The following is a 26,891-nucleotide window of genomic DNA, read 5'->3' as shown; positions in this document are numbered from 1 at the left end:
TTCCTCGGCGGGCGGTCCGGCATGGGCCCGGCGGCCGCGCGCCGGGGGCGCGGGCAGCTGCGGCGCAGCTGCTTCCGGTCGTCTGCGGGGTGTGCGCATGGGCTCCTCGTTCCGGGGGCGGTCCAGCGGGGCGGTTCGGGTCGGCTCGGGGCGGTCCGGGGCGGCTCGGGAGCTCAGCGGGCCGGCGCGGGCGGCACCGCGGAGGCCGCCCGCGCCGATGCGGGTCCCTGCCCGCCCAGGTGACGGGCGGCCGATGCCGAGGCGGCGCGCTCGTCGGCGGTCGGGGAGAGCGCGACGAACGCGGAGGTGATGAACAGGTACGAGCCGAGCCCGACGGCGAGCGGGAAGATGAACTGCATCGCGGTGGCGCCGGGCAGGGCCTGGTCCGAGGGAACGACGCGGACGGCGACCGCCAGCATCCCGGTGTAGTGCATGCTGCTGACGGCGGCGCCCATGACGAGCGAGGCGACGGCCACGGCGACCGGTGCCTTGATGTTGAGGGCGGCCCACAGCGCGGCGGTTGCCGCGACGACGGCGATCGCGACCGAGAGAGCGACCACGATCGGGTCGTACGAGACGCTGCCGTGCAGGCGCAGGGCGGCCATGCCGAGGTAGTGCATGCTGGCGACGCCGAGACCGGTGGTGAGGCCCCCGAGGACGAGGGCGCGGCCGCGGGCCCGGCCGTAGCCGACGGCGAACACCCCGGCGCCGACGACGAGCACGGCGACGAGGAGGCTGAGGATGGTCAGCGGCACGTCGTAGTGGATCTCGGTGCCCGTGACGTTGAAGCCGAGCATCGCGACGAAGTGCATCGTCCAGATCCCGGTGCCGATGGCGGAGGCCGCGGTGAGGAGCCAGTTGCGGCGGGAGGAGCCGGTCGTCGCGGCGAGCGCGCGGACGGTGCAGCGCAGCCCGAGGGCCGCGCCGATGGATGCCATCACGTATGACAGTACGGGTGTCAGCCAGCCATAGGCCGCGTGGTCGAGGTGTCCCATGGCCCCGGGACGCTAGTGCGGGTGAGGGCGCGAACAAGGGGCGCATTTCGAAAGCAGCTGGAACTGCTGAAATATGACAGAGCTACGTTCGCCTTCGATCACGCCACGTACCACCTTGCACACGCACGGCGCGGACCCTCATGGGGGATCATGTCCACATGAGCGAAGACCACACGCACGTGCAGGAGTTCTTCGGGACGCGCGCCGCCGACTGGGACCGGAAATTCCCCTCGGACGGCCCCGCGTTCGAGGCGGCCGTGGCCGAATTCGGCCTGCGCCCCGGGGACCGCGTCCTCGACGCGGGCTGCGGGACCGGGCGGGCGCTGCCGGCGCTGCGTGCCGCCGTCGGCCCGGCCGGCACGGTGCTCGGAGCGGACCTCACCCCGCAGATGCTGGCCGCCGCACGGCGCGCCGGGCGGGACGGCCAGGGCGCGCTGCTGCTGGCGGACGTGGCCCGGCTGCCGCTGCGCGACGGGGTGCTCGACGCCGTGTTCGCCGCCGGACTCGTCGCGCACCTGCCCGACCCGGAGGCGAACCTGCGCGAGCTCGCCCGCGTCGTGCGCCCCGGCGGCCGGCTCGCCCTGTTCCACCCGATCGGGCGGGCGGCCCTGGCGGCGCGGCAGGGCCGCGGGCTGACGCCGGACGACATGCGGGCCGAGCCCAACCTCGGCCCGCTGCTGGCAGGTTCGGGCTGGGACATGACCTCGTACGCCGACGAGGACGCCCGCTTCCTGGCGCTCGCGCTGCGCCGCCCCTGACCGCCCCTCCCCACAGCCCCCGGATCAGACCCCCAGGGCAGACACTTCGTACGTCGGCACCTGGCCCGGGGCCCGCGGAGGTGCCCCGGATCACGCCGGAGGCTGAGCCTCGGCCCCGGCCGGCCGGCGCGGATGCGGCACGGGGCATCCCCCCGAGCCGGGCACCGGGAACGTGCCGAGCTCGCCCACGTCGTAGCCGTGGGGGTAGCCCTTGATCTCCGGGTTCTGCCGGGCGTAGTGGGGCGTCTTGCGCGGCGGCAGCAGTCGGATCGCGCGCCCGCGCAGCTTGAGGGCGCCTTGGAACAGCCGCTTGACCTGCGGGCGGGGGCTCTCGTACCGGAAGGCGGACAGCAGCGGCTCGTCGAGGAGGGAGAGGCTGAGCGCGCGCACGGCGGGGGTGAGCGCCGCCGGGTACCAGGAGGCCATCAGGGCGATGGTGGAGTCGGCGACCTTGCGGCCGCCCTCGTCCCAGCCGAAGTGGGCCTCCTCGTAGGAGTTCAGGGTCTCCTCGAACTCCTCGAAGGAGCCCGGGATGTCCGTGATGCCCATGTGCCGGCCGAGCTCGGCGTAGTAGTTCGCACTGGCCCGGCGCTCGTGGTGGGTCAGCGGCCGCCAGCCGTAGGCGTCCAGCCAGCGCGCCGGAATCACCACGAACGTGCACAGGACGTAGCGCATGTCCTCGTTGGTGATGTCGTAGGCGCGGTGCATCTGGTTGACGCGGCGGATCGCGGTGCGCGCGGTCTCGCTCTCGAACCCGTGCTCCACGACCGCGTCGAGGAGCAGCGAGGTGTCGTCGTAGCGCTTCTGCGGGCGCTCGGTGAACTCGCCGGTCTCGGCGAGCAGGCCCCCGATGCTGGGGACGGCGTACGTGCGGAAGAGGGCGAGCTCCAGGGCGCGGGTGAAGTCCCATGGGAACTCGTAGGTGGCGGTGAGCCGGTAGATGGCGAGGAAGTCCTTGTCGGGGTCGAGACGGAGGATCTCCCTCAGCCGGTCGTAACGCTGCACCGGGTGTCCCTTTCTGTGGCGGGGGGTCAACTCTACGTGCAGGTGGCGGGCTTGGAAATCGCCGGCCGCAGGCTCTCGACGCGGGGGTTACCCGCTGGTTAGGGTGCGCCGACGAGAGAGCGACCGGGAGGCCACGTGACGGACGAGGAGGGGGGCGGTGCGCTCTACGTGCTGACCGCCGTGCTGCTGACCCCCGCGCAGTTTCCGAGCATCCTGGGCGACGATTTCCCGGAGGCCTGCTCGCTGCTGGGGGTGAAGCCGGCCGCGCGGGGATACGGGCTGGTGCTCGGCCAGGACGAGGAGGGCGCGCGCTGGACCGTCGTCGTGGACGACGTCTCGCTCGTGGCCATGGCGATCGCCTCCTGGGACTGCGGCATGGAGTACGACCTGTCACCCGACGAGCGGTCGATCGTCGTCTCGCTGGCGGGCTGGCCGCTGGCCCTGTCGGTGGCGGCGCCGGGCATCCCGGATCCGCACGACCCGGAGCAGGGCGCCGACGGCACGGGGCGGGTGCCGCTGGCGCCGCCGTCCGCCGAGGTGTGGGGGCCGGTGCAGCGGCGGATGGGCGCGGACCAGATCGCCCGGGAGTGGACCGGGTGGCGCGAGCGGGTCGCGACGGACGGCGGCGCGGCCGCCGCCGCGCACCCCGGGCTCGCGCGGGCGCTCCGCGAGGCCCTGGAGTACACGCAGAGCCCCCCGCCGCCCGGCCGGGTCCGCTCCTCGTTCGCGGGCGAGGACGTGCGGACGCTTCGGGTGGACGGCCCCGGGTGGTCGCTGGTGGCGCGGACCGGCGACGCGGCCTTCGTACTGCTGGACGAGGAGCCGAGCGAGGTCCTCGCGGTCCCCCGCGACGGGGATCCCGATCTCGGCCTGCCGAAACTGCCGGAGCTGCTCGCGGCGCTGGACCGCGTCGCCGTACGCCCGGCCTGAACCGGGCCCGGACCGGGCCCGAACCGAAGGAGACGCCGTGCTGGTGGAATCGGAGCCGGTGGCCGTGGTGGTGGGCGGCCGGGCGGAGGCGGTCGACGACGACTGGGGGCGGGAGACGGCGGTGATCCGCCTGGACGCCGGGCGGTTCGGTCCGGAGGCCCTCTACGGGCTGGCGGAGTTCTCGCACCTGGAGGTCGTCTACCACTTCGACCGGGTCCCGGTGGAGAAGATCGAGACGGGCGCGCGGCATCCCCGGGGCAACACGGACTGGCCGCTGGTCGGCATCTTCGCCCAGCGCGGCAAGAACCGGCCCAACCGGCTGGGGGTCTCGCGCTGCCGGATTCTGAAGGTGGACGGCCTGGACGTGCACGTGGAGGGCCTGGACGCGGTCCACGGCACCCCGGTCCTGGACCTGAAGCCGTACATGGCCGAGTTCGGCCCGCGCGGCGAACTGCGCCAGCCCTCCTGGGCCACGACGCTGATGCGCGACTACTACTGAGCCGCGCCGCCCGCCGGCCCGCGCCGCCCGCTCAGCGACCCAGCTGCTTCCTGGACACACCCCGCAGGCGACGCCTCTGGGAGGGGTCCAGCAGCAGGTAGGCGGCCGCCGGCACACCGATCAGGACCAGCAGTCCCGCCCAGAACCCGACCGTCCAGAACAACACGATGGCTGCCGCGACTCCGGCAACCGCGACCTTGCCGCGCTTGGACATCTGCGGACACCTCCACCTGTCGTCGTCCACTACCCCCACAACGCGCCGCCGCGACCACCCGTTCCCGGCCCCGCGGGCGGATACGGAACGCGACCGGGCGGACACCCGTTGGCGCCGATTCGGCTGGGCCGTGGCCGACGCAGCGCTTGTCGGCGCCCGCCACCGGCACGACGATGGGGGCGCTCCGGGTACCGCGGCACCACGGGAGGGTGAATGGACGATCCGTCGGTCGCATTGCCGGGCGGGGCCGATCCCGCCGAGCGCACGCGCGCACTGCGCCGGGCGCACACCGCGTTCACCCGGGACGGGCGGGTCGAGGACCCGGTCCGGGCGGTGATCGCGAAGTCCTGGCGGCGGTGCGCCCGGGCCCGGGTCAGCCCGGAGTGCACGCCCCGGGTGGAGCTGGCGGAGGCGGATCTGCGGTCGTACCGGGCGCAGCACCCGCTGGCCCGGGTGATGCCGGTGTTCCGGGAGCTCGTCGGGGCGTTCGCGGCGCACGGGTCCCATCTGCTGGCGGTGTGCGACGCGCGGGGCAGCCTGCTCTGGGTGGAGGGCGAGTCGGCGACGCTGCGGCGGGCGGAGGGGCTCGGCTTCGTGCCGGGGGCGCGCTGGGCGGAGACGGCGATGGGCACGAACGCACCCGGCACGGCGGTCGCCGTCGGCGAACCCGTCCAGGTCTTCGGCGCCGAGCACTTCAGCCGGCGGGTACACCCCTGGACCTGCGCGGCGGCCCCGGTGCGCGATCCCCGGACCGGCCGGCTGCTCGGCGCGGTCGACATCACCGGCGGGGACGGGCTGGCCCATCCGCACTCCCTCGCCTTCGTGCAGGCCGTGGCCCGCGCCGCGGAGGCACAGCTGGCACTGCTCGACCCGGTCCCGCCGGCCGCCGGGGACACCCTGGCCGCCCTCGGCCGGGACGAGGCCCTGCTGGTCGGCGGAGGTGCCCGGCTCCGCCTGGGCAGACGGCACAGCGAGATCATGGCGCTCCTCGCGCACCACCCGGCCGGACTGTCGGGCGAGGAGCTGGCGATCGCGCTCTACGAGGACGAGTCGGTGTCACCGGTGACCCTGCGCGCCGAGATGTCACGCCTGCGCGGGCTGTCGGGGGACCGCGCTCCCCTGTCGCGCCCGTACCGGACGGCGGCGCCGCTGGAGGCGGACTTCACGGTCGTGACCCGCCACCTGGCGGCCGGCGCCGTCTCGGCGGCCCTCCACCACTACGCGGGCCCACTGCTCCCCGGCTCGACCGCGCCGGGCATCGTCCGGCTGCGGCGCCGGATCGAGGACCAGGCTCGGGCCGCGGTGATCTCCCGGGCGGACGCGGGACTGCTGACCGACTGGGTGTGCGCTCCATGGGGCGCCGACGACGCGGAGGCGTGGCGGGCGCTGGCCGAAGCGCTGCCGCCGGAGGGACGCCCGGCCGCGCTGGCCCGCGTACGGGACCTCGACGGGGAACTCGGCGCCGGATCCGCCCTCGCACGCGCGCGGTCGACGGCGCGGTCGACCGCGCCGTCACATGCGGGGGCGACTGCGGGGCCGACCGCGCCGCCGCGCCGTGCAACGTATCCGCAACCTGCCCGCTCCTAGCCTCCTCCCCGAGCGCTGTCCGACGGCGGCCGGCGCCCGGCAAGGGGAGGACACCATGGCCCGTTACGCTGCGCCCGGTACCGAAGGCGCGCTCATGTCGTACGCGTCCCGCTACGGCCACTTCATCGGCGGCGAGTACGTCGAGCCCGCCCTCGGCGCCTACTTCGCCAACCCCTCCCCCGTCAACGGCCAGACCTTCACCGAGGTCGCGCGCGGCACGGCGGAGGACGTGGAGCGGGCACTCGACGCGGCGCACGCGGCGGCGCCCGCCTGGGGCCGTACCCCGGTCGCCGAGCGGTCCACGATCCTGCTGCGCATCGCGGACCGGATGGAACAGAGCCTGGAGGCCCTGGCGGTCGCGGAGACCTGGGAGAACGGCAAGCCGGTCCGCGAGACCCTCGCCGCCGACATTCCGCTGGCCATCGACCAGTTCCGCTACTTCGCGGGTGCGCTGCGCGCCCAGGAGGGGGCGCTGAGCCAGCTCGACGACGACACCGTCGCCTACCACTTCCACGAGCCGCTGGGCGTGGTCGGGCAGATCATCCCGTGGAACTTCCCGATCCTGATGGCGGTGTGGAAGCTGGCCCCGGCACTGGCCGCGGGGAACACCGTGGTGCTGAAGCCGGCCGAGCAGACCCCGGCCTCGGTGCACTACTGGCTGGGCCTGGTGGCGGACCTGCTGCCGCCGGGCGTGGTGAACATCGTCAACGGATTCGGCGAGGAGGCGGGCAAGCCGCTGGCGTCCAGCCCGCGCGTGGCGAAGATCGCCTTCACCGGGGAGACCTCCACCGGGCGGCTGATCATGCAGTACGCCGCCGAGCACCTGAAGCCGGTCACCCTCGAACTCGGCGGCAAGAGCCCCAACCTCTTCTTCGACGACATCTGGACCACCGACGACGACCTGCGCGACAAGGCGCTGGAGGGCTTCACCATGTTCGCCCTGAACCAGGGCGAGGTGTGCACGAGCCCCTCACGCGCGCTGATCGAGCGGGGCCGGTACGGGGACTTCCTCGACGCGGCGGTGGCCCGTACCGAACTGATCGTGCCGGGACACCCGCTGGACACGGACACGATGATCGGCGCGCAGGCCTCCGAGGAGCAGCTGCGGAAGGTCCTGTCGTACGTGGAGATCGGCCAGAAGGAGGGCGCGAAGGTCCTGACGGGCGGCGGGAGGCAGGACTTGGGCGGCGAGCTGGCGGGCGGATTCTACGTCCAGCCGACCATCTTCGAGGGGGACAACCGGATGCGGATCTTCCAGGAGGAGATCTTCGGCCCGGTGGTGTCCGTGACCTCGTTCCAGGACTTCGACGACGCCGTCCGCATCGCCAACGACACGGCGTACGGGCTGGGCGCGGGCGTCTGGACCCGCGACATCAACACCGCGTACCGCGCGGGCCGCGCCATCCAGGCGGGCCGCGTCTGGACGAACTGCTACCACGCCTACCCGGCCCACGCGGCCTTCGGCGGCTACAAGCAGTCGGGCATCGGCCGCGAGACCCACAAGATGATGCTGGAGCACTACCAGCAGACGAAGAACCTCCTGGTCAGCTACTCCCCCAAGAAGCTCGGGTTCTTCTAGAGCGTGAAGTCGGGCTCCTGGAGAATTGGTTGCCCTCCGGGAGCCTCTCCGTATCCCCCGGGCGCCGCCTGGCGTGTCGCCGGAGCAGGTGCGGCGTCGGTGCGGCATGTTCTTCTAGCTGGCGAAACAGGGAGAACCTGCAGAAATCGGTGGTCGATGGAGGTGCCCGATGGGCGCGAGTGGCATCGGGGAGGGCCAGCCGGACGGCGTGCCACCGCCCACGGGCAAGGAGCCGGGGAAGCCTGACGCCCCGCCCGTGGCCGGACCTCCGCCCGGTCGGGCTCCCGGCGCCCGGAAGCCGGCCCCGCCGAAGGTCAAGTCCGGTCCGCTGACGCGGCTGCGTGAGGCCGGGAGCACGGCTCTGGGAGCGGGCCCGCCCCCGGGGCCGGCCCGTCCCGAGTTCTGGCGGAGCCCGCTGCGCGGTCCGTGGCTGACCGCGGTGTTCGGGCTGGTCCTGCTGTTCGGGATCACGGTGCTCTTCGTGACGGGGCTGCTGTCGTACGCGGCGTACAACCCCGACCTCGCGGCGGTCAACGACCAGACGCCGAACAAGGGATGGCTCGGCTTCTACCTGTTCTCGTGGCCGACTTCCCCGTACTGGCTCTACCGCCTCACCCAGGGCGTCCACGTGACGCTGGGCATCGTCCTCGTGCCCGTCCTGCTGGCGAAGCTGTGGTCGGTCATTCCCAAGCTGTTCGAGTGGCCGCCGATCCGTTCGATCAGCCACGCTCTGGAGCGGCTGTCCCTGCTCCTGCTGGTCGGCGGCGCCGGCTTCGAGTTCGTCACCGGCATCCTCAACGTCCAGCTCCACTACATCTTCCCCGGCTCCTTCTACACCCTGCACTTCTACGGTGCCTGGGTGTTCATCGGCGCGTTCGTCGTCCACGTGGCCTTCCGGCTGCCCAGGGCCCTGCGGGCCGTACGGCCACGGCTCGGGGATCCCGCGGCGGGCAGCGAGGAAGCCGTCGGCCTGCTCTCGCCCCACCCCGCGGCGCCGACCATCTCCCGCCGGGGCGCCCTGGCCATGGTGGGGCTCGGGTCGGTCTCGCTGCTGGTGGTCACGGCGGGGCAGAGCATCGGCGGATGGTGGCGGCGGACCGCCCTGCTGGCCCCGCACGGCCAGGACCCGGGCTCGGGCCCGAACGGGTTCCAGATCAACAAGACCGCCGCCTCCGTCGGCATCCGGCCCAGCGACGTCGGGCCGGCCTGGCGGCTGACCGTACGCGGCCCGGGGCGCCAGGTCGACCTGACGTACGGGCAGCTCCTGGCCATGCCCCAGCACGAGTCGGCCCTGCCCATCGCCTGCGTGGAAGGCTGGTCCACCACCGACCAGCGGTGGGGCGGAGTCCGGCTCACCGATCTGGCCGCCCTCGTCGGGCTCGGCGCGAACACGCCCGCGGCCCTCGTCGAATCGGTGCAGCGTGGCGGCTCGTTCAGGTCGGCCGTGCTGAGCGACAGCCAGGTCCGCGACAGCCGATCCCTCCTGGCCGTCCGCGTCAACGGGGCCATCCTCTCCGCCGACCACGGCTACCCGGCGCGGGTCATCGTCGCGGGAGCTCCGGGGGTCCACAACACGAAGTGGGTCACCCGCCTGACCTTCGGAGGGACCGGATGAGCGCCCCGGCCGGTTTCCGTCGTCGTTACGGCGCCTCCCCCCTGCACCTGCTCCTCGTACTGGTCTCCTTCGCCCTCGCCGCCTACGCCGGTCTGCGCCTGTTCGAGGGGGACGCGCTCGGAGTGGCCGTGTGGTTCGTCGGAGCGGCCCTCCTCCACGACCTGGTCCTGCTGCCCCTGTACTCGGTGACCGACCGGGCGGCGCAAGCACTGTTCACCCGGGGATCCGGCCCCACTCCGCCCGTGCCACGGGTGAGCGTGAACTACGTCCGTGTACCCGCGTTCGTCTCCGGTGTTCTGCTGCTCGTCTGGTGGCCGCTGGTCCTTCGCCGGGTCGAGCACTACACGGCCGCGACCGCCCTTCCGGCGGACGGGTTCCTCGGCCGCTGGCTCCTCGTCACCGGGGCACTGTTCGCGGCCTCGGCCGTGGTCCTGGTCGTACGGACCCGGCGCTGGAGCCGGGCTCAGCGGCGGGCGCGCAGCGCGACGAAGTGACGTCCTCGCCCGCTGGTCCACCCTTCGGCCTCGGTCCACCCGGACGGCAGGGCGTGACGGCGGAGGGCAGTGGCCCCGGCCGCGGCCCGGGGGAAGACGAGGGCCACGACGCGGCCGCCGGGGCTCGCGGGGCGACAGGTGTTCTTGCACCGCCACAGCGCCCACCCTTTCGAGTGGCATTCACGTACGCGAAGCTCGACGCGCTCCTGGCCCATAGGACAGGCCGCGGGCCGCACCGCCCACTCGCGGCCTAACGACCGGAACTTTCGGCCGCGCGTAATAGGATCCGCCGCTAGCATCACTGGATCGACAGGAGGCCCGATGATCGGCGTGCTCGTGACTTTCACGCAGACCGAAAAGTTCGATCGTGCAACTCTCGCAAAGATCGCCGGAGAACTCCGAGGACCGTTCGAAGGCATGGCCGGCCTTCGCTTCAAGAGCTTCATGCTCGACGAAGACGGCGTTCGGGCAAGGAACTACTACGTGTGGGATGACGAGGAGAAGGCCCGCGCCTTCTTCACGGAGGAGATCGTCGACAAGGTGACGGGTATTTACGGCGTCCCGCCCAAAATCGAATACCTCGATATCGTGGGATTCGTCGACAACTCCGGCACCTGATTCGGGCGCCAGCTGTCCGGCCCCATCTGGGAACCGGGTACGACGGCGTACGGGATGCCGTCGGTGTAGAGCACCAGGACGGCGGGCAGGTCCTGTTCCGCCGGCAGCCGTGCCGCGTCGACGCGGCGGGACCGAGGCCCGTTCCGCATCGAGGAGGCGCAGGCGTACCGGCCCGGCCACGGCGAGTGGCGGGACGACCCCGAAGTCCAGGCCCGCGGCGAGCTCCAGCGCTGAGCCGCACGAGCCCCCGATTTCCCCGTCCGGTCGGTCAGTGGCCGGAGACCGAGCCCGTGAGTCGGGCGTGGAGGTCGGCGCTGGCGTGGTTGAGACCCGTGATCTCGACCGTCTTGCCGCGCGCCGCGTACTTCGTCTCCACGGCATCGAGCACCGCCACGGAGGACGCGTCCCAGACGTGCGCGTCCGAGAGGTCGATGACGACCCTGTCGGGGTCCCCGGCGAAGTCGAACCGACCGATGAGGTCGTTGGCGGAGGCGAAGAAGAGCTCTCCGGTCACGGCGTAGACGGCCGTGGTCCCGTCGGGGTCGGTGACGGACGTGACGTCGGCGAAGCGGGCGACGCGCCGGGCGAAGACGACCATCGCCGTGACCGAGCCGACGACGACCCCGACGGCCAGATTGTGGGTCGCGACGACGCAGACCACGGTGAGCACCATGACCACGATCTCGCCGGCGGGCATCCGGCGGAGGGTCGCGGGGGCGACGGAATGCCAGTCGAAGGTGGCGAAACAGACCATCACCATGACGGCGACCAGAGCGCCCATGGGTATGTGGGAGACGACCGGGCCGAACACGACGCACAGCACCATCAGGAACACGCCCGCGAGGAACGTGGAGAGCCGGGTGCGGGCCCCGGACACCTTCACGTTGATCATCGTCTGTCCGATCATCGCGCAACCGCCCATGCCTCCGAAGAATCCGGTGACGATGTTGGCCACGCCCTGGCCGACGGACTCACGGGTCTTCGAGGAACGGCTGTCGGTGATCTCATCGACCAGCTGTGCCGTCATGAGCGACTCCATGAGGCCGACCAGCGCCATGGCGAAGGCATAAGGGGCGATGGTCGTCAGCGTGTCCAGGGTGAACGGGACGTCGGGCAGGCCCGGCACGGGAAGGGAACTCGGCAGTGCGCCCTTGTCGCCCACGGTGGGCACCGCGATCCCGGCGGCCACGGTGATCACCGTGAGGACGGCGATGGAGACCAGGGGTGCCGGAACCAGAGTGGTCAGCCGCGGGAAGAACACCATGAGCGCGAGACCGGCCCCGACGAGCGGGTACACCGGCCACGGGACGTCCCTCAGCTCCGGCACTTGCGCCATGAAGATCAAAATGGCGAGCGAGTTGACGAAGCCGACCATGACCGAGCGGGGGACGAACCGCATCAGCCTGGCCACGCCGAGCACCGCCAGCACGATCTGGAAGACGCCTGCCAGGATCACCGCGGCGACCAGGTAGCCGAAGCCGTGCTCCCTGTTCAGCGGAGCGATCACGAGCGCCACGGCACCCGTGGCGGCGGAGATCATCGCGCGCCGGCCGCCCACGACGGAGATGACCACGGCCATCGTGAACGAGGCGAAGAGCCCGACGGCCGGGTCCACACCGGCGATGATCGAGAACGAGATCGCCTCGGGAATCAGCGCCAGCCCGACGACGAGGCCGGCGAGCACCTCCGTACGCCACACCCGGGCATCGGACAGCCAGTCGGGACGCAGGGCGCGTACGCGCGCGGCAGAGGGCATCGGGGAAGGGAGCAAGGGTCAGGGCCTGTCGGGCTGGGGCACCTCCGTCGACAGAACGGGGTGCGCGGAAGGAGGCGGAGGCGCCGCCGAGGCACCTCCGGATGCCTCTGGGCGGTCGGCATCACCGGCGGCCGCGACGCGCGACGGCAGGGAGGTCCATGACCACCCCGCCGCCGGAAACTCTACCCCGCGGATCATCCTGGCCCGAGGAGACCAGCTCGGATGCGCCTGCGGCCGGGGCGGTCGAGGGCCACCTCGGACGGCAACCCGTCCACCGGACGCGGAACGCTCTTGATCAGCGGCAGAGGACCGGAACCTGCTGGACGAGGTTGTTGGCGAAGCCACCGCGGTTCCAGGGTTGTTCGAGGGGCTGGGCGTGTCCTTCGGCATCCGTGGCGCGTGCGATGAGGGTGTGCGCCCCCGGGGTGGCCGTCCAGTCGCAGTGCCATGCCTGCCATGCCCACGCCCGCCGCTCCCTCGGGGCCACTTCGGCTTCCGTCCAGGTGCGGCCGCCATCGGCGCTGACCTGGACCCGCGTGACCCGCCCGTACCCCGACCAGGCTCGCCCCTCCAGTGACACTGGTCCCGGGCGCACCACACGGGTGCGCGACATGAAGTCGGGGAAGCCGGGCGGGACCATCAGGGCCCGTGGCGCGATCCTGGTGACGGGTTCTCCGGGTTCGTCGGGCGTCTGCCGCAGGCGGTAGGCCGCGACCTGCTGGAAGCCGGTGAACGGGGCGTCTGCCAGGGTGATGTCCCGGAGCCATTTCACGTGCGCCATGCCGTACCAGCCGGGCACGACGAGGCGCAGGGGGTAGCCGTGCTGCGGGGGCAGGGGGAGGCCGTTCATCGCGTAGGCGATCAGCACCTCGGGGTCCGCCCCCCTGGCGAGCGGCAGGGGAAGGCTGCGCTGGTAGTCCTGCTCGACCCCGCGCTCCACACCGTGGTCCGCCCCCGTGAAGACGACGTCGACGGCATCCGGCTCCGCTCCCGCCTCGGCGAGCACTGCGCGGAGCGGCACTCCCGTCCAGTCGGCGGTACCCACGGCCTCCACCAGCCACGGCTGACTCACAGGCCGCGGGGACAGCCGCGCCCGACCGTTGCCCGCGCACTCCATGGTGACCCGGTGCGTCACCGCGGGGAGCGCGCGCAGGGCGGTCATGTCCAAGACCAGGGGCGTGCGGACCCGACCGCGGACGGTGAGCTGCCAGGTGGCCTCGTCGGCGGCGGGGATGTCGTAGTGGACCAGTACGTAGTGCAGCCCGGCCGGGGTGACCTCGTAGCGCAGGGCCTCCAGGGGCAGCCCGTGGTTGCGGGCCGCGAGGGCCAGCTCGTCCAGGCCGACGCCCTCTCCGGCGGATGCGACCCGTCCGGGGGTGCTGACCTCTCCCAGTGACGCCGGTTCCATGTCCCCATGGTCGCGTGCGCCGCCCGCACCGGCACATCGGGTGCGGTGGCCCCGGCGCGCGGGCACCCGCACCGCGCAGGACGGGCTCAGGACTCGGGGTCGGTCTTGGTGACCCGGTGGCGCTGGTAGTGGCGGGCGACGCGGGCACGGTTGCCGCAGCCGGCCGAGCACCATCCGCGGCGGGGGTGCTGCTTCACGAAGTAGAGCACGCAGCCCGGCGCCAGGCAGCCACGCAGCTGCGGCCGCATGTCGCCGGTGAACAGGTCGACGGCTTGTCCGGCCAGCATGGCGACCACCGCCTGCCCCGCGCGGTCGCCGGTGCGCACGATGCGGGTCGGGTCCCCGCCGGAAGGCCAGTGGAGGGTCGCCCACACGGGCGTCGCGCCGCACGCCTCGTTCAGTGCCGCGAGTGCGGCGTCCCGGGTGCCGATGGCCGACCGCGCGTCCGGCCTCGGGTCCTCGGTCGCCTCGGCGGCGAGTCTGCGCAATGCGTCCCTCAAGCCGCGCAGCCGGGCAGCGGTCTCTTCCGCTCCGGCAGGCCGTTCGGCGTCGAGCCAGGCACCGACCGCGGGAGCGGAGGGTGTCAGTCGGGGGCCGACGGCCCGCAGCCATGCGACGGCTTCGCCGGGGCCGGCGATCGCGTCGTGCACGCCGTCCCGATCGGCCCAGATCGTGTTCATCAGCTCGATCGGGAGCGGTTCGCCGAGCAGCGGTGCGCTCGTACCGGGGTCTGTGCTGTCCACGCGACTCACCCTACCAGGCACCTAATGGTTGAAGGCGCTCCACACCATTTGACTTCTCCGACGACAGCTCCTTATCGTTCTAACGGCAGGAGTGCATGGCGACCATTAGAACCATGGTGCCGGTGTCGCCGTCTCCCCTCAGAAGGACCACGAACGTGTCGAGGCTCACCCCGACCGATCCCGCGGGTGAGGTCGTGGGCCACATCGCACTGAACGTGCTGACGAACCGCCACGATCAGGAGACGGTCATGAACAGATCGAACGAAACACCTCCCGTGGGCTTCCACCCCGGCGAACTCGCCGTACAGCGGCGGGCCGGCGTGCGCGCAGAGGCCGCCCGGCTCTCCGGCATGCTCCGCCCGCCCGACCTGCGTGGCGGGGCGGCCGGCTTCCTCGCGGAACGCACACTCGCCGCAATCGCTGCGCGCGACGACTCCGGCAGACTGTGGATCTCACCGCTGACCGGACCGCCCGGCGTCCTCGACGTCATTGCGGCATCCACTCTGCGCGTACGTACCTCACCCGCCGCCGCCGACCCGCTCCACGGGCTCCCGCCCGGTCAACCGGTGGGCCTGCTGGCCATCGACTTCGCCGCCCGCCGCCGCTTCCGGATCAACGGGACGCTCACCACCGCGGACGAGGACGGCCTCGTGCTCCACGTCGATCAGGCGTACGGCAACTGTCCCCAGTACATCCAACGGCGTCACGTCCGACCCGGGCCCGCCGTCGTCGAGGACGCGGACGGCTCCCCGGTGCGGTACGCCACCTCCTTGGCGTCCGATCAGGCCCGCCTCGTCCGTGCGGCCGACACCTTCTTCCTGGGCACCACCCATCCGGAGCGCGGCAGGGACGCCTCGCACCGCGGTGGGCCGCCCGGTTTCGTCCGCGTCGAGGGCGACAGCCTCTGGTGGCCCGACTATCCGGGCAACAACATGTTCAACAGCCTCGGCAATCTGGCCGTCGACAGCGCCGCGGCCCTGCTGTTCGCCGATTTCGCCACGGGGCACACCGTGCACCTGTCCGGCACCGCGGTCCTGGAGTGGTCTCCTGGTGGCTCCGACAACGATGAGGGCGGCACCGGCCGCCGGGTCCGCTTCCACATCGGCAGCGTGGTCGACGGCTCTGGTGCACCACGACACGCGCCGGATCCGGTCGGCCGCCCACCGGACAGGAAGGACCTGTGGCCATGACGAGCCGACACCGGAATCGAACGGCCACACGCGCCTCGCCCACATCCTCGGGGTGCCGCTCGCCCCGGAGGGCGAGCGGCAACGGCCCCAGATGGGCGAGGTCGTCCGCGGCAGCGAGCTCATCGGTGAGGTCGAGGGGAACTTCCCCGAGCCGCAGCGGCATCTGGAAGGACCACGACCACCTCAGCCACCACTGACGTCCGGCTCGAAGCCACCCGGCCGTCACGCCCCCGTCGCAGCTCACGCCGCTCCCCTATGACGGAAGTCTTACGTGCGCGCGTGGGAGCCCCCTCGGCGGCCGCGCACTGCGTAGCGTCCGGATCATGCGCGTACTCGTCACCGGAGGGGCCGGATTCATCGGCTCCCACATCGTCACCGCCCTCACGGCCCGCGGGCACGACCCCGTCGTGCTCGACGCCCTGCTGCCCGCCGCCCACCCCGGCACGCCGCCCCTGCCCGACGCCGAGTTCGTTCGCGCCGACGTACGGGACGCCGTCGCGGTCCGGGCAGCGCTCCGCGGGATCGACGCGGTGTGCCACCAGGCGGCGATGGTCGGCCTCGGCAAGGACTTCGCGGACGCCCCGGACTACGTCGGTTGCAACGATCTCGGGACGGCGGTGCTGCTGGCGGAAATGGCGACCGCCGGGGTGCGGGAACTCGTGCTCGCCGGGTCGATGGTGGTCTACGGGGAGGGCCGGTACACGTGCGAACGGCACGGGACGGTACGCCCCGGGCCGCGCCGGACCGAGGACCTGACGGCCGGCCGGTTCGAACCCCGTTGCCCTGACTGCGGGGCCGAACTCGCGCCGGGCCTGGTCGGCGAGGACGCCCCGACGGACCCGCGGAACGTCTACGCGACGACGAAGCTGGCCCAGGAGCACCTGGCGGCGAGCTGGGCCCGGTGCGTGGAGGGCCGGGCGGTATCGCTGCGCTACCACAACGTGTACGGGCCGGGCATGCCGCGCGACACCCCGTACGCCGGGGTGGCCTCCTTCTTCCGCTCCTCGCTCGCCCGGGGCGAGGCACCCCGGGTCTACGAGGACGGCGCGCAGCGAAGGGACTTCGTCCACGTCACGGACGTGGCCGCGGCCAATGCGGTGGCACTCGAGGCGGTCGGTGCCCGGCAGGCGGGCGCACTCGCCGTGTACAACACCGGCAGCGGGGAGCCCCACACGGTCGGCGAGATGGCCACCGCGCTGGCCACGGCGCACGGCGGACCCGCCCCGGTGGTGACGGGCGAGTTCCGCCTCGGCGACGTACGGCACATCACCGCCGACTCCGCCCGCCTGCGCAAGGAGCTGGGCTGGCGTCCGACGGTCGGCTTCGTCGACGGCATGACCGAGTTCGCGCGGGCCGGCCAGCGCGAGTCGGCCGGAGTGACCGGCTGAGCCCGGGATCCGGCCGATGTCGTCGGCCGGATCCGCACGGCCTGCACAGGTGCGGGGAGGGTCGGTTCGTGGCGGCAGCCGCCGGGCACGTCGTGGACGTCCGCGCGCCCGGAGTGGGCCTCGCCAAGGCCCCGGACGATCGCCGGGCCCGGGCCCGCACCCGTGGGAGGGGTACGGGCCTGGCGAGGTCGGGCCGGTGGCGGGCGGCGGACTCCGGCGCGGGCCGGGCCGTCCGCAGCCCGCTCCACGGTGAAGCCGGACCGCTCCGGACAGCCGGCGACGACCTCCGAGACGGTCGGATCGCCGTCCACCACCAGGACGCGGCCCGCGGCCTCGCCGGAGGCCGGGCCACGGTCGGTTTCGATGCCGGACGCCATGCATCCAGAGTGACATCGTGCGGTGCGCCGCGGACCTGGGCCTGCCTCCGCGCGACGAGGTGTCCGCGTTTCGTAAGGTCTTCGGACGCCCTTCTTCGCCCTTCGGTTCCTACGGTGTGGAGGGTGACTCCTTCTGCTTGTCGTCCGCCTCTCGCGGACCTCGTACTGCCGTGCCTCGACGAGGCGGAAGCCCTCCCCTGGGTGTTGGGGCGGGTGCCGCCCGGGTGGCGGGCCATCGTCGTCGACAACGGCTCCACCGACGGCTCGGCCGACATCGCCCGCTCCCTCGGCGCCACCGTCGTGCGCGAGACCCGGCGCGGCTTCGGCGCCGCCTGCCACGCCGGGCTGCTCGCCGCACGCGCCGAGCTGGTCTGCTTCTGCGACTGCGACGCCTCCATGGACCCCGGGCTGCTCGCGCCCATGGCCGAGCGCGTCGCGGCCGGCGAGGCGGACCTCCTGCTCGGCCGGCGCCGTCCGCAGGGCCGCGGCGCCTGGCCCGCGCACGCGCGTGCCGGAAACATCGCCCTGGCCCGCATGCTGCGCCGCCGCACCGGCCTGCGGCTCCACGACCTCGGTCCGATGCGGGTCGCCCGCCGCGAGGCACTGCTCGGCCTGGACCTGAACGACCGGCGCAGCGGCTACCCGCTCCAGATGGTCGTACGGGCCGCCGACGCGGGCTGGAAGGTGGCCGAGACGGACGTCCCGTACCTCCCCCGATCCGGGAAGTCCAAGGTCACCGGCACCTGGCGGGGCACCTGGCACGCCGTACGGGACATGCGCCGGGTCCTGGCCGAGCCACCGGGCGCCCGCACCGCACCGACCGAGGGGATCTCCGCATGAGCACCCTCCTCGTCATCGCCAAAGCTCCCGTCGCGGGGCGCGTGAAGACCCGCCTGACCACGCAGTTCACCCCGCAGCAGGCAGCCGACCTGGCCCTCGCAGCACTCCAGGACACCCTCGCCGCGGTCCTTGGCACGCCGGCCCGGCGCCGCGTCCTGGTCCTCGACGGACAGCCGGGCACTTGGATCCCGGACGGCATCGAGGTCGTCCCGCAGTGCACGGGCGGCCTGGACGTCCGCCTGGCCGCCGCCTTCGCCCTGGCCGAAGGGCCGGCCCTGCTGGTCGGCATGGACACCCCGCAGGTCACCCCGGAACTGCTGGCGCCCGGGCTGGACTTCACCACGGCGGACGCCCGGTTCGGGCCCGCCGACGACGGCGGGTTCTGGGCCCTCGGCCTGGCCGACCCCGATCCGGCCCTGCTGCTCGGCGTCCCCATGTCCGTGGCGCACACCGGCGAGGTCCAGCGGCAGCGCCTGACCGATGCGGGGCTTTCCGTACGGGACCTGCCCGAGCTGTGCGACGTGGACACCCCCGCCGACGCGGAACGGGTCGCGGCCGCAGCCCCGCGGACGCGCTTCGCCGCTCTGCACCACGGCCTGTGCGCGGTGACCCGATGACCGCCCAGCTCGCCGAGCCCGCCACCCGTACCTGGCAGGCGGATCCGTACGCGGTCGCCCTGCGCACCGGGCAGGGGCCGCTGTTCCTCCGTCGACGCGACGGCTGGCTGCTGCCGCTGGAGGTCGAGCGGTGGTGCGCCGAGCCCGACGCGGCCGACCGCACCGTCTTGACCCGGTGTGCCGGGCCCGTCCTCGACATCGGCTGCGGACCGGGCCGACTGGTCGCCGCCCTCGCCGGGCTCGGCCATACGGCGCTCGGTGTCGACGTCACCCCCGAGGCCGTGGCCCGTACCGAGCGGGCGGGCGGCAGCGCACTGTGCCGCTCGGTGTTCGACCCGCTTCCCCGCGAAGGCGGCTGGGGCACCGTCCTCCTCATCGACGGCAACATCGGCATCGGCGGGGACCCCGCCGCCCTGCTGCGCCGGACTGCCGAACTGACCGCCACCGGCGGCTCCCTGCTGGTCGAGGTCGCCACCGCCGACGTCGACGAACGCGTCGAGGTCTACGTCGAGGACGGCGCCGGCGGCCGCGGGGCCTCCTTCTGGTGGGCCCGGCTCGGCACCCGCGCCTTGTGCGCCGCGGCGAGGTCCGCGGGCTGGACCCCGTACGACACCTGGCAGGCGGCGGGCAGGCACTTCGTGCACCTCACGCGCTGACGGTTGCCGAGCGGCGAAGAGCCGGGTGGGATCCGCAGCAGTGCGGACCCCACCCGGTGTCCCGGACCCCCGACCAGGCGCCCCTCGGCGGGCTGGCGGAAGGCCGGGGGGTCAGCCGACGGTGACGACCATCTTCCCGAGGGCTTCTCCGGCCTCCATGGCCCGATGGGCTTCGACGATCTCGTCGAAGCGGAAGACCCGGGTAGGACGGGCCCGCAGGACACCGGCCTCGACCTTGGCGCACATCTCGTCCAACGGCACGTCGGCGAGAGGGAATTCGGGCGTCCCCAGGACGAAGGCGCTGCCGAAGAAGCTGAGCCGGACTCCGCTGGGGAGGTCTGCGATCGGGTCGAAGTCCCGCACCGGTTCGAATCCGCCCAGGAAGCCGAGCTGGCAGACCCGGCCGCGCGGCCGGACCAGGGCCAGCGAGTCACGCAGGACGCTGTTGCCGACGACGTCGAACACCGCGTCGACGCCGATCTCCCGCTCCGCGACCTGGGTGGCGAGCGCGCCGTCGTCGATGAGTACGTCGGCGGCCCCGAGCTCCTTCAGCAGGGGCGCCCGCAGCGGGTCCCGGGTCGTGGCGAGGACGGTCGTGCCGTGGTCGACCGCCAGGTTGACCGCGGCCTGGCCGAGCGAGGAGGTCGCTCCCCGCACCAGGACGGTCTCGCCGGGCCGCAGGTCCAGATTGCCGAACAGGCCGCTCCACGCGGTCGCGTACACCTCGGGAACCGCCGCGAGATCGGCCCAGTCCAGCCGCGAGCGGATGGCGACCACATTGGTCGCCGGTACGGTCACCAGCTCCGCGTAGCTGCCGTTGCGGGTCCGCCCCATGCCGCCGAGGATCGCCACCACCCGTGTCCCGATGGGGAGTTCACCGGACGGGTCGTCCTCCACCACGCCGGCGCACTCGATCCCGGGGACGGCGGCGACCTTCCCCCAGGCGCCGCTGCGCATGTAGGCCTCCGCGTGGTTGAGGCCGAACGCCACGACCCGGATCAGCACTTCGCCGTCGGCGGGCACCGGATCGGGCAGTTCGGTGAGGGTGAGGACCTCGGGGCCGCCGTGGGCGGAGATGACTATGGCCTTCATGTCCCAGCTCCATTCTTGAACACTCATTCAACTATCGGTGCGAAGAAAAGGGCCACCGCGAACGGTGGCCCGTACGCCCCGCCGTCAGGCGAGAGCGGCGAAGGCGTTGTCGACGATCGCGCGCAGGAGCGCCTCTTCGGGGTTCGCCTTCCCGACGACCATCAGCCCCTGACAGGTGGCGACCAGCAGCTTCGCACTCCCGGAACAGTCCAGTGAGGCGCGCACCCGCCCCCTGCGGGCCGCGTTCTCCAGCGCGTGGGTCATGCACCGCTCCAGCCGGGCCAGGTGTCCGCGGACGACGGCCGCCGCCTCGTCGTCCTCGGCGGCGTTCTCGATCGCCGTGTTGACGAGCAGGCAGCCCTGCCGGCCCTCGGGGCTGAGCAGATCGCGCACCAGCCCGTCGAAGTACCCGCGGATCTCGTCCACCGAGGCGCCCGGAGCCTCCAGCTCGCCCAGCTTCTGGGGGACGACCAGCTTCGAGTACCGCTCCAGCGACTTCAGGAACAGCGCACGCTTGCCGCCGGGGAAGGCGCTGTAGAGGCTGCCGGGCTTGACTCCGGTCGCCTTCACCAGATCCTCGACGGACACCGCCCGGTACCCGCGTTCCCAGAACCGCAGCATGGCCGCGTTCAGGACGGCGTCGGGCTCGAACTCTCGCGGTCTGGGCATGAGAAGAAAATACATGAACGACCATTCAAGAACAATGCGCGAACCCGGCGGCTTTCCGCGGCACCGCTCCGATCAGGCCTGATGGCCCTCCCGGCCCACCCGGCGCGCCACGGCACGCACGCCGACGTACGCGAGGGTGAACAGCGCGACGGCGGCCAGGGCGAGCAGCCAGTTGCGCAGGTAGTCGAGCGGCAGGACGGTGGGGTTGGCCACGCCCCCCGGACGCAGCAGCGGAGGAAGGGCGATCGCGGTCAGGGAGCCCGCGACGATCAGGGCTCCGCGCATCACCCCGCGCAGGCGCAGGCCCGCCACCGCGACGAGGGCGGCGATCGCCACCACGAGGGGCGCGACGAACCCGTCGTGCACCACGACCGCTCCCCCGAGCCAGACGGCGATCCGCCACGGCTCGGGCTGCTGAAGGAGCAGCCACCCGCCCCAGGCCGCGCACACCAGCCCGAATCCGCCCAGCACGTATCGGAAGTCCATCACGCCACCTCCAGTCGGCCGACCCACTTGGTCTGCAGGACGCCGGGCCGGTTCGGGGCGATGATCCGCGCCGGGTAGCCGTGGTCCAGGGACAGCACCTCGCCGTTCAGCCGGAGCGCGAGCAGCGTGAGCGGATCCTGCGCGTACAGGCGTCCCATCTCCATCACCCGGTAGGCGCCCGCCGCTTCGAGGGAGACCACCCGGGCCCGCGCACCCGAGCCGCCGCCCGCGCGCTCCAGGAGGTCCCGTACCCGCACCCCGGTCCAGCGGGCGGACTTGCTCCAGCCCTCCACGCAGGCGATGGGCAGGGTGACCTCGTACTGCGGCATGGCGCGCAGCTCGTCCAGCGTGAGGGTGTACGGGCGCGGCCCGGCCACGGTCAGACGCCAGTCGGCCAAGGAGGCCGCGGAGACGCGCGCGGCGGCGGCCGTCCGGTTCACGGGGAGCCCTTGGGCCCCGTGGGCGGGGCTGCGCGGGCCGAACAGTTCCAGCGGGCCGAGGGCGGTGACGGACTGTCCGACCGTGGTGAGCGTGACGGCTCCGACCGCGGCCGTGACGCCGAGGAGGAGCTGGCGCCGGTCCGGCCCGTCGGCCTCGGGCAGCGCCAGGGTTCCGGGGGAACGCAGCGTGAAGTGGTCGCGGATCTTCGGCCATTGCACGGCGACGTGCAGGAGCAGCGAGCCCAGCAGGAGCCAGGCGACCGCGTAGTGCACGGGAACGAAGCTGAAGGGCCAGGGGTACCACTGGAAGGTGTTCAGCAGCCCCGTGAACAGCTCGAACAGGCCGGCCGCGACCAGGACCGCCACGGAGATCCGCTCCAGGGCGTGGAGGACCGATCGCACCGGAGGCCAGGCGAAGAGCCGCGGGTAGACCGCCCACAGCTTCCCCAGCAGCAACGGGATCGCGGCGATCCCGGAGGCCACGTGCAGCCCCTGGGTGAGCCGGTAACCCCAGGAGGGACGGCTCGGCAGCGAATCGGCCAGCCATCCGGGCGGGTGCTGGAGGTAGTGGCTCAGCACACCGGTCGCGAAGCAGACGGCCATGGCCAGGCCGAGCCAGCGGCCGATGGCGGTCGCGGTACGGGCATCGTGCAGGCGCGCCTTGAAGGTGACGGGCGGCCCGGAGGGCAGGGTGAAGCGCATGCCCCCATCACACCCCCGACGAGGCCCGAGCAGGCTGCCGGAACACCTTACGAAACACGGACGTCCGAGGTGGCACGGCCCGCGGGAGAGCCGATCCCTGGAACGATTCCGCAGGTGAAAGCCCCTACCGCCCTCACTCCTCGCACCTCGCTGGTGGCCACCGCCCTCGCCCTCGCCGCACTCACGACGCTCCTCGCCCGCACCATCGCGTACGGGGGCTACTTCAGCGACCCCGTCGGCCTGTTCTGTTGGTACGCGGCCTGCTGGGCACTCTTCGCCGTCGCGCTGCTGGCTCTGCGCCGGGTTCCTGCCCGCAGCGTCACGTGGCTGATCGCCGCGGGGGCCGTCGCCGTCACGCTGACCGGGCTGCCGGGGCCGCCGCGGACCAGCACCGACTCGTACCGCTACGCCTGGGACGGCCGCGTCCAGTCCGCCGGCACCTCCCCGTACGACCACACCCCCCAGGACCCGGCGCTCGCCGGGCTGCGCGACCCCTGGCTGTTCCCCACGGGCACAGCCTGCACCGGCCCGGACCTCGCACCCGTCCCGCCCACCGACGGCGCACGCCACTGCACCCGCATCAACAGGCCCGCCGTGCACACCATCTACCCGCCCGTCGCCGAGGCGTACTTCCTGGCCGTCGACCGGCTCTCCCCCGCCGGCGCCCGCCACAAACCGCTGCAGATCGGCGCCGCCCTGGTCTCCCTCGGCGTCACGGGCGCACTCCTCCTGATCCTCCGGCGGCGTGGCGACGACCTCCGCAAGGCCGCGTACTGGGCCTGGTGCCCGGCCGTTCCCGTCGAGGCGGTCAACAACGCCCACGTCGACGTCCTGGGCGTGCTCCTCGCGGTCGCCGGACTCGGCCTCGTCGCCTCCCGGGCGCTGACCCGGCGGGCGGCGGGCGGAGTGCTGATCGGCGCCGCCATCGCCACGAAGCTGATGCCGGCCGTCGTCCTCCCCGGGGCGCTGTCCGGAGTCCGCCGCGTGCGCGACGCGGCCGTCGTACTGCTGCCCGCCACTGCCTTCGTCGTACTCGTCTACCTCCCTTACGTGCGCCTCTCGCACGGCTCGGTCTTCGGCTACCTCGGCGGTTACGTCGAGGAGGAGGGCTACGACGACGCCTCGGCCGGGTCCCGCTATTCGCTCCTGCGCCTGGCCCTGCCGGACACCTGGGCCTTCCCGGTACTGCTCGCCGTCGTCGCGGGCGTCTGCCTGTACGTGATGCGGCGCGGGGACCCGCGACGCCCCTGGAGCGGCGCCCTCCTGGTCACCGGCTGGTCCTTCGTCCTCCTCACCCCCGGCTACTCCTGGTACGCGCTGCTCCTGATCGCCCTCGTAGCCCTGGACGGACGCTGGGAATGGCTCGGGATCCCCCTCGCAGGCGCCGCCGTCTACGTCCTCGCCCCCGCGCTCCACTTCCAGCCCTCGCTGAGCAACATCGCGTACGGCGCGGCAGCGGCCCTCGTCCTCGCGATGAGCCGGGTCCGACGACGAGCCGCGACTCAGGCGGTGGACGCCCCGGCCACGCCGTCACGGGAAGGTCCTCCCCCGCCACCGCCCCAGACCCGGACCCGGACGGACGACGCCCGTTGAGGAACGGCGGCCTCGCCAGGCAGCACCCCGCGCCCAACCCCGGCTGCTGCCTGGTCACCCATGGCCAGGCAGCTCGGGGTGTGAGGAGTCCTCAGTTGCCGTTCTTCCCCTGCATGTTGCGCAGGATCGACGAGAAGTCGAAATCGACCGGCCGTGCCGCATTGTCCGCGTGACTGGGCAGGATCACCATCTGGTCGCTGAACCGGTCACCGAACTCCCGGTCCAGGCCGACACCGACGAAGCCGCGGCGGACGTGGGCGCCGGTCTCTCCGTCTCCCGACCTGTGCGGCAACGACACCAGTGCCGCCTGCGAACTGAGGGCGCTGCCATGGACGCGCTGCCAGCGGTCGGCGACCAAGCGCCTGCACTCCTCGCTGCTCATCTGGCTCAGCATCGTGTTGGCTCGCATCGAGGCACTGGACAGGCTCCCCGCCAGATCAAAGAAGTTGTTGATCGTGTACCGGCTGCGACGCCACATGTAGGCGCGATAGGGAACGCTCCGCGGGATGTACCCCGTGGTCACATTGAGCCACAGCTCGTCAAAGCTCCGGTTCTCCTCGTCCTGGAACTCGTTGTCGAGGTCCTCCAGCCAGATTCCGGAGGTCCACCCGTACGTCTCACCCTCCATGATGAGGATGCGGGTGAACTTGTTGTCCAGGTCCTGGGTCGCGTAGTCGAACAGAGCGCCGACCGCGCCGAGCGTGAGGGACTGCCTGCTGCGCATGTAACGCAGCAGGAGATTGGCGTACTCGAGCAGTTCGCTCTGCTCCGACTTCGGGAACTGCTCGATGTAGTTTCGCTGCCGGGCGATTCCCACGATCTCCTCCGGCGTGATTCCCGGAGAAACTTCGCTGGCGAAGTCGATTCCGGTCGGCGTCGGCCGCAGGAGGAGACTCCACGGATTCGGAAAGGTCTTGAAGTACTTCAGCAGTTCGGGGGTCGTCGCAGCGAAGTGACGGGTACACGCGGTGCAGAAGCACGTCGCCTCGACCCTGCCGAGTTGCCCGCTCATGCCCCACAGGTCGGTGACGTCGAGGGCGATGCCGATGAGCCCGGAGCCCGGCTTCCGGGAGGCGATCTGCTGGACGATGTCGATCCCCGTACCGAGAATCGCCCCCAGCACCTCCGTGGAGCGCGGGTTCGCGATGCAGGGTTGCGGAGACATCACGCCACTGATGTCACAGATCTGCAGCCCTTCGCCCGGGATGTATCCCATGGTGGGACAAAAGGTCAGGATGATGTCCTTCTTCGCGCCGAGGAACTCCTCGACCACGTCCTCGAAGCCCTTGAGCGTCCGGGACGGTTGGGCGTGGCTCGAGAGCGGCACGCCCCCCAGGCCGTCGACCTCGTACAGCAGACCGTCGGCCTCCGCGACGGGCAGCGCGATGGCCCGGGCTTCCACTCCCCAGGTGTCCTTGAACTCCTTGAGCAGCACGGCAGGACTCTTGTACCGCAGAACGGAGAGACTCGGGACGTCCAGGACACCCTCGCCGGCGGAACGCGACACGTTGGAAATGCTGAAGGTACGGGGCTTGTAGGTCATCGGTTCCCTCTCCAACGAACAAGGGCCTGAAGCCCTTCCGGTGTGACTTCCAGCCGGCCCCCGGGGCTCTTGCGCAAGTACCGGCGACCGATGAGCGAACGGAGGATTTCCTCGGCTCGCTCGCGGGTGAGATGTGGAACCACCTCGGCGGCGACCGAGTCGACCGCCGCCGACGTGAACCGGCCGTCGCTGCTCCGGGCACCGAGGCTCGCCATGGCACGCAGCACGTCGCCTTCCGGCTTGGGAAGGATCCAGTCGAGGCTGTCCGGAACCAGTGGCGGAAGGGCATCCGGCGAACCCTCCCTCGGCGATCTCGATGCCACCGGATGAGGTGTCGGCGGACCGAGCAGGGCGAGCAGGGACACCATCGCCTCCGCGGCCTTGTCCGCGGCGACCTTCTGGAATCCGGCGGCGTCCGCGGCCCTCTTCCCGTCGTTCGCCTTGTCGCTGATCCCGCGCACGACGATCGCGTCCAGCCCACCGGCCAGATGCGCCGCCTCCACCAGACCGACGCCCTCCATGTCCAAAGCCAGGGCATCGTTGTAATGCGCCCGCAAGTGATTCGCGATGTCGGACGACGCGTCGGCCAGGACCACATCACCGGACGCGATCGCGCCGACATGCACATCCGGCCGTCCGCGCACGGCGGCGCGGACCGCCTGCTCCAGGCGGTGGGAAAGGGGCCACGCCTCCGGACGCACCAGGAAGCCCTCGGGGGCGCTCTTGCCTCCGTGGATCCCGTACACCTTCTCGCCGAATACGACGTCGCCCATGCCGATGTCGTCCTTGAGCCCGCCCGCCACGCCCACGAAGATCACCATTTGAGGGGCGAGCCATTCGACCATTCGTTCGGTGAGAATGGCCGTCGTACGGGAACCCATTCCCACCTCGACCAGGGCGACGCGCCACGACGTACCGGGCAAACGAGCGCACTCGACCCGTGTGCCATGGGAGTGAACCCGAACTTCGTCGACTACTGCGTGCTCGCGTACCGACATGTACTCAAGGGGCAGCGCTGTCAGGATGACAGCAAGCGGCACTAACTCCGACATGCGCCTAGTGTAGGGCGAACTGTTTTGTGGGAGCACTGAGTTGAG

The 26,891-nt window shown here is 72.2% G+C and carries 26 protein-coding genes; 14 read left to right on the top strand and 12 right to left on the bottom strand.

Going from position 1 to position 26,891, the window contains the following annotated elements; all coding sequences use genetic code 11:
• Window positions 1–173: 173 nt before the first annotated feature.
• Window positions 174–995 (bottom strand): MHYT domain-containing protein, encoded by an 822-nt coding sequence (locus K7B10_RS33445; protein WP_229342597.1) that lies wholly within the window; start codon window positions 993–995, stop codon window positions 174–176.
• Between the two features lie 158 nt (window positions 996–1,153).
• Between K7B10_RS33445 and K7B10_RS33440 the strand changes: the two genes are divergently transcribed.
• Window positions 1,154–1,753, top strand: coding sequence for a class I SAM-dependent methyltransferase (locus K7B10_RS33440; RefSeq protein ID WP_229342596.1), 600 nt, complete (start codon window positions 1,154–1,156; stop codon window positions 1,751–1,753).
• A 90-nt stretch (window positions 1,754–1,843) separates the two neighbouring features.
• Here K7B10_RS33440 and K7B10_RS33435 read toward each other — a convergent pair whose 3' ends face one another.
• Complete coding sequence (locus K7B10_RS33435; RefSeq protein ID WP_229342595.1) at window positions 1,844–2,758, bottom strand: oxygenase MpaB family protein; 915 nt, start codon at window positions 2,756–2,758, stop codon at window positions 1,844–1,846.
• A 135-nt stretch (window positions 2,759–2,893) separates the two neighbouring features.
• Between K7B10_RS33435 and K7B10_RS33430 the strand changes: the two genes are divergently transcribed.
• Together K7B10_RS33430 and K7B10_RS33425 are read left to right on the top strand one after the other, a co-directional pair.
• Window positions 2,894–3,688, top strand: coding sequence for a hypothetical protein (locus K7B10_RS33430; RefSeq protein ID WP_229342594.1), 795 nt, complete (start codon window positions 2,894–2,896; stop codon window positions 3,686–3,688).
• 43 nt (window positions 3,689–3,731) lie between these two features.
• Complete coding sequence (locus K7B10_RS33425; RefSeq protein ID WP_229345606.1) at window positions 3,732–4,187, top strand: SAM-dependent methyltransferase; 456 nt, start codon at window positions 3,732–3,734, stop codon at window positions 4,185–4,187.
• Between the two features lie 31 nt (window positions 4,188–4,218).
• Here the strand turns inward: K7B10_RS33425 and K7B10_RS33420 are convergent, their stop codons facing one another.
• Complete coding sequence (locus K7B10_RS33420) at window positions 4,219–4,401, bottom strand: tail-anchor membrane protein (protein ID WP_030860521.1); 183 nt, start codon at window positions 4,399–4,401, stop codon at window positions 4,219–4,221.
• Between the two features lie 213 nt (window positions 4,402–4,614).
• Between K7B10_RS33420 and K7B10_RS33415 the strand changes: the two genes are divergently transcribed.
• From K7B10_RS33415 to K7B10_RS33395, 5 genes are all read left to right on the top strand, one after another.
• On the top strand, window positions 4,615–5,988 hold the full coding sequence (locus K7B10_RS33415; protein ID WP_229342593.1) for a GAF domain-containing protein: 1,374 nt from the start codon (window positions 4,615–4,617) through the stop codon (window positions 5,986–5,988).
• Between the two features lie 55 nt (window positions 5,989–6,043).
• The gene (gene exaC / locus K7B10_RS33410; protein WP_229342592.1) at window positions 6,044–7,567 is read left to right on the top strand and encodes an acetaldehyde dehydrogenase ExaC; all 1,524 of its coding nucleotides are present in this window, start codon (window positions 6,044–6,046) and stop codon (window positions 7,565–7,567) included.
• A 169-nt stretch (window positions 7,568–7,736) separates the two neighbouring features.
• Window positions 7,737–9,182 carry a molybdopterin-dependent oxidoreductase gene (locus tag K7B10_RS33405; protein ID WP_229342591.1) on the top strand — a complete coding sequence of 482 codons (1,446 nt, stop codon included), beginning with the start codon at window positions 7,737–7,739 and terminating at the stop codon, window positions 9,180–9,182.
• Window positions 9,179–9,676 carry a hypothetical protein gene (locus tag K7B10_RS33400; protein WP_229342590.1) on the top strand — a complete coding sequence of 166 codons (498 nt, stop codon included), beginning with the start codon at window positions 9,179–9,181 and terminating at the stop codon, window positions 9,674–9,676. The genes K7B10_RS33405 and K7B10_RS33400 overlap by 4 nt, the downstream gene beginning before the upstream one ends.
• Before the next feature lie 321 nt (window positions 9,677–9,997).
• Entirely contained in the window at window positions 9,998–10,294 is a 297-nt protein-coding gene (locus tag K7B10_RS33395) for a hypothetical protein (RefSeq protein WP_229342589.1), read from the top strand.
• Between the two features lie 268 nt (window positions 10,295–10,562).
• On the opposite strand, the gene K7B10_RS33390 is transcribed toward K7B10_RS33395, so the two are convergent.
• From K7B10_RS33390 to K7B10_RS33380, 3 genes are all read right to left on the bottom strand, one after another.
• The gene (locus tag K7B10_RS33390) at window positions 10,563–12,050 is read right to left on the bottom strand and encodes a SulP family inorganic anion transporter (RefSeq protein WP_229342588.1); all 1,488 of its coding nucleotides are present in this window, start codon (window positions 12,048–12,050) and stop codon (window positions 10,563–10,565) included.
• Window positions 12,051–12,345: 295 nt separating this feature from the next.
• Window positions 12,346–13,458 (bottom strand): sulfite oxidase, encoded by a 1,113-nt coding sequence (locus K7B10_RS33385; protein WP_229342587.1) that lies wholly within the window; start codon window positions 13,456–13,458, stop codon window positions 12,346–12,348.
• Between the two features lie 86 nt (window positions 13,459–13,544).
• Window positions 13,545–14,201, bottom strand: coding sequence for a CGNR zinc finger domain-containing protein (locus K7B10_RS33380; protein ID WP_229342586.1), 657 nt, complete (start codon window positions 14,199–14,201; stop codon window positions 13,545–13,547).
• A gap of 248 nt (window positions 14,202–14,449) precedes the next feature.
• On the opposite strand from K7B10_RS33380, the gene K7B10_RS33375 reads away from it, so the two are divergent.
• From K7B10_RS33375 to K7B10_RS33350, 5 genes are all read left to right on the top strand, one after another.
• Entirely contained in the window at window positions 14,450–15,391 is a 942-nt protein-coding gene (locus K7B10_RS33375; protein ID WP_229342585.1) for a pyridoxamine 5'-phosphate oxidase family protein, read from the top strand.
• Window positions 15,392–15,714: 323 nt separating this feature from the next.
• Window positions 15,715–16,779 carry an NAD-dependent epimerase/dehydratase family protein gene (locus tag K7B10_RS33370; protein WP_229342584.1) on the top strand — a complete coding sequence of 355 codons (1,065 nt, stop codon included), beginning with the start codon at window positions 15,715–15,717 and terminating at the stop codon, window positions 16,777–16,779.
• A 500-nt stretch (window positions 16,780–17,279) separates the two neighbouring features.
• Entirely contained in the window at window positions 17,280–17,996 is a 717-nt protein-coding gene (locus K7B10_RS33360) for a glycosyltransferase family 2 protein (RefSeq protein ID WP_229342583.1), read from the top strand.
• Window positions 17,993–18,613 (top strand): TIGR04282 family arsenosugar biosynthesis glycosyltransferase, encoded by a 621-nt coding sequence (locus K7B10_RS33355; RefSeq protein ID WP_229342582.1) that lies wholly within the window; start codon window positions 17,993–17,995, stop codon window positions 18,611–18,613. The genes K7B10_RS33360 and K7B10_RS33355 overlap by 4 nt, the downstream gene beginning before the upstream one ends.
• Window positions 18,610–19,269 (top strand): class I SAM-dependent methyltransferase, encoded by a 660-nt coding sequence (locus K7B10_RS33350; RefSeq protein ID WP_267501521.1) that lies wholly within the window; start codon window positions 18,610–18,612, stop codon window positions 19,267–19,269. Before K7B10_RS33355 ends, K7B10_RS33350 begins: the two co-directional genes overlap by 4 nt.
• A 111-nt stretch (window positions 19,270–19,380) precedes the next feature.
• Here K7B10_RS33350 and K7B10_RS33345 read toward each other — a convergent pair whose 3' ends face one another.
• From K7B10_RS33345 to K7B10_RS33330, 4 genes are all read right to left on the bottom strand, one after another.
• Window positions 19,381–20,361, bottom strand: coding sequence for a zinc-binding dehydrogenase (locus K7B10_RS33345; RefSeq protein WP_229342580.1), 981 nt, complete (start codon window positions 20,359–20,361; stop codon window positions 19,381–19,383).
• Between the two features lie 84 nt (window positions 20,362–20,445).
• Window positions 20,446–21,030 carry a TetR/AcrR family transcriptional regulator gene (locus K7B10_RS33340; RefSeq protein ID WP_229342579.1) on the bottom strand — a complete coding sequence of 195 codons (585 nt, stop codon included), beginning with the start codon at window positions 21,028–21,030 and terminating at the stop codon, window positions 20,446–20,448.
• A 72-nt stretch (window positions 21,031–21,102) separates the two neighbouring features.
• Window positions 21,103–21,516: a hypothetical protein gene (locus K7B10_RS33335; protein WP_229342578.1), complete on the bottom strand. Its 414-nt coding sequence runs from the start codon at window positions 21,514–21,516 to the stop codon at window positions 21,103–21,105.
• A complete protein-coding gene (locus K7B10_RS33330) occupies window positions 21,516–22,658 on the bottom strand; it encodes a molybdopterin-dependent oxidoreductase (protein WP_229342577.1) in 1,143 nt (380 codons plus the stop codon). The genes K7B10_RS33335 and K7B10_RS33330 overlap by 1 nt, the downstream gene beginning before the upstream one ends.
• Before the next feature lie 114 nt (window positions 22,659–22,772).
• Between K7B10_RS33330 and K7B10_RS33325 the strand changes: the two genes are divergently transcribed.
• A complete protein-coding gene (locus K7B10_RS33325) occupies window positions 22,773–24,251 on the top strand; it encodes a glycosyltransferase 87 family protein (RefSeq protein WP_229342576.1) in 1,479 nt (492 codons plus the stop codon).
• 91 nt (window positions 24,252–24,342) lie between these two features.
• Here K7B10_RS33325 and K7B10_RS33320 read toward each other — a convergent pair whose 3' ends face one another.
• Both K7B10_RS33320 and K7B10_RS33315 read right to left on the bottom strand, forming a co-directional pair.
• On the bottom strand, window positions 24,343–25,794 hold the full coding sequence (locus tag K7B10_RS33320; protein ID WP_229342575.1) for a hypothetical protein: 1,452 nt from the start codon (window positions 25,792–25,794) through the stop codon (window positions 24,343–24,345).
• Window positions 25,791–26,846 (bottom strand): 5'-methylthioadenosine/S-adenosylhomocysteine nucleosidase family protein, encoded by a 1,056-nt coding sequence (locus K7B10_RS33315; RefSeq protein ID WP_229342574.1) that lies wholly within the window; start codon window positions 26,844–26,846, stop codon window positions 25,791–25,793. The genes K7B10_RS33320 and K7B10_RS33315 overlap by 4 nt, the downstream gene beginning before the upstream one ends.
• Between the last annotated feature and the right edge of the window lie 45 nt (window positions 26,847–26,891).

This window comes from Streptomyces flavotricini (genome assembly GCF_020639365.1).
In the GTDB taxonomy this organism is placed as follows: domain Bacteria; phylum Actinomycetota; class Actinomycetes; order Streptomycetales; family Streptomycetaceae; genus Streptomyces; species Streptomyces flavotricini.
Note: the sequence above shows the minus strand (reverse complement) of the source record. Positions and strands in the feature narration are given on the sequence as shown.

Bases quoted from the DNA above. Each gene is read 5' to 3' on its own strand.
- K7B10_RS33445 (WP_229342597.1), bottom strand. From the start codon at position 995: ATGGGACACCTCGACCACGCGGCCTATGGCTGGCTGACACCCGTACTG.
- K7B10_RS33440 (WP_229342596.1), top strand. From the start codon at position 1,154: ATGAGCGAAGACCACACGCACGTGCAGGAGTTCTTCGGGACGCGCGCC.
- K7B10_RS33420 (WP_030860521.1), bottom strand. From the start codon at position 4,401: ATGTCCAAGCGCGGCAAGGTCGCGGTTGCCGGAGTCGCGGCAGCCATC.
- K7B10_RS33415 (WP_229342593.1), top strand. From the start codon at position 4,615: ATGGACGATCCGTCGGTCGCATTGCCGGGCGGGGCCGATCCCGCCGAG.
- exaC (WP_229342592.1), top strand. From the start codon at position 6,044: ATGGCCCGTTACGCTGCGCCCGGTACCGAAGGCGCGCTCATGTCGTAC.
- K7B10_RS33405 (WP_229342591.1), top strand. From the start codon at position 7,737: ATGGGCGCGAGTGGCATCGGGGAGGGCCAGCCGGACGGCGTGCCACCG.
- K7B10_RS33400 (WP_229342590.1), top strand. From the start codon at position 9,179: ATGAGCGCCCCGGCCGGTTTCCGTCGTCGTTACGGCGCCTCCCCCCTG.
- K7B10_RS33395 (WP_229342589.1), top strand. From the start codon at position 9,998: ATGATCGGCGTGCTCGTGACTTTCACGCAGACCGAAAAGTTCGATCGT.
- K7B10_RS33390 (WP_229342588.1), bottom strand. From the start codon at position 12,050: ATGCCCTCTGCCGCGCGCGTACGCGCCCTGCGTCCCGACTGGCTGTCC.
- K7B10_RS33385 (WP_229342587.1), bottom strand. From the start codon at position 13,458: ATGGAACCGGCGTCACTGGGAGAGGTCAGCACCCCCGGACGGGTCGCA.
- K7B10_RS33375 (WP_229342585.1), top strand. From the start codon at position 14,450: ATGAACAGATCGAACGAAACACCTCCCGTGGGCTTCCACCCCGGCGAA.
- K7B10_RS33370 (WP_229342584.1), top strand. From the start codon at position 15,715: ATGCGCGTACTCGTCACCGGAGGGGCCGGATTCATCGGCTCCCACATC.
- K7B10_RS33355 (WP_229342582.1), top strand. From the start codon at position 17,993: ATGAGCACCCTCCTCGTCATCGCCAAAGCTCCCGTCGCGGGGCGCGTG.
- K7B10_RS33350 (WP_267501521.1), top strand. From the start codon at position 18,610: ATGACCGCCCAGCTCGCCGAGCCCGCCACCCGTACCTGGCAGGCGGAT.
- K7B10_RS33345 (WP_229342580.1), bottom strand. From the start codon at position 20,361: ATGAAGGCCATAGTCATCTCCGCCCACGGCGGCCCCGAGGTCCTCACC.
- K7B10_RS33340 (WP_229342579.1), bottom strand. From the start codon at position 21,030: ATGCCCAGACCGCGAGAGTTCGAGCCCGACGCCGTCCTGAACGCGGCC.
- K7B10_RS33335 (WP_229342578.1), bottom strand. From the start codon at position 21,516: ATGGACTTCCGATACGTGCTGGGCGGATTCGGGCTGGTGTGCGCGGCC.
- K7B10_RS33330 (WP_229342577.1), bottom strand. From the start codon at position 22,658: ATGCGCTTCACCCTGCCCTCCGGGCCGCCCGTCACCTTCAAGGCGCGC.
- K7B10_RS33320 (WP_229342575.1), bottom strand. From the start codon at position 25,794: ATGACCTACAAGCCCCGTACCTTCAGCATTTCCAACGTGTCGCGTTCC.
- K7B10_RS33315 (WP_229342574.1), bottom strand. From the start codon at position 26,846: ATGTCGGAGTTAGTGCCGCTTGCTGTCATCCTGACAGCGCTGCCCCTT.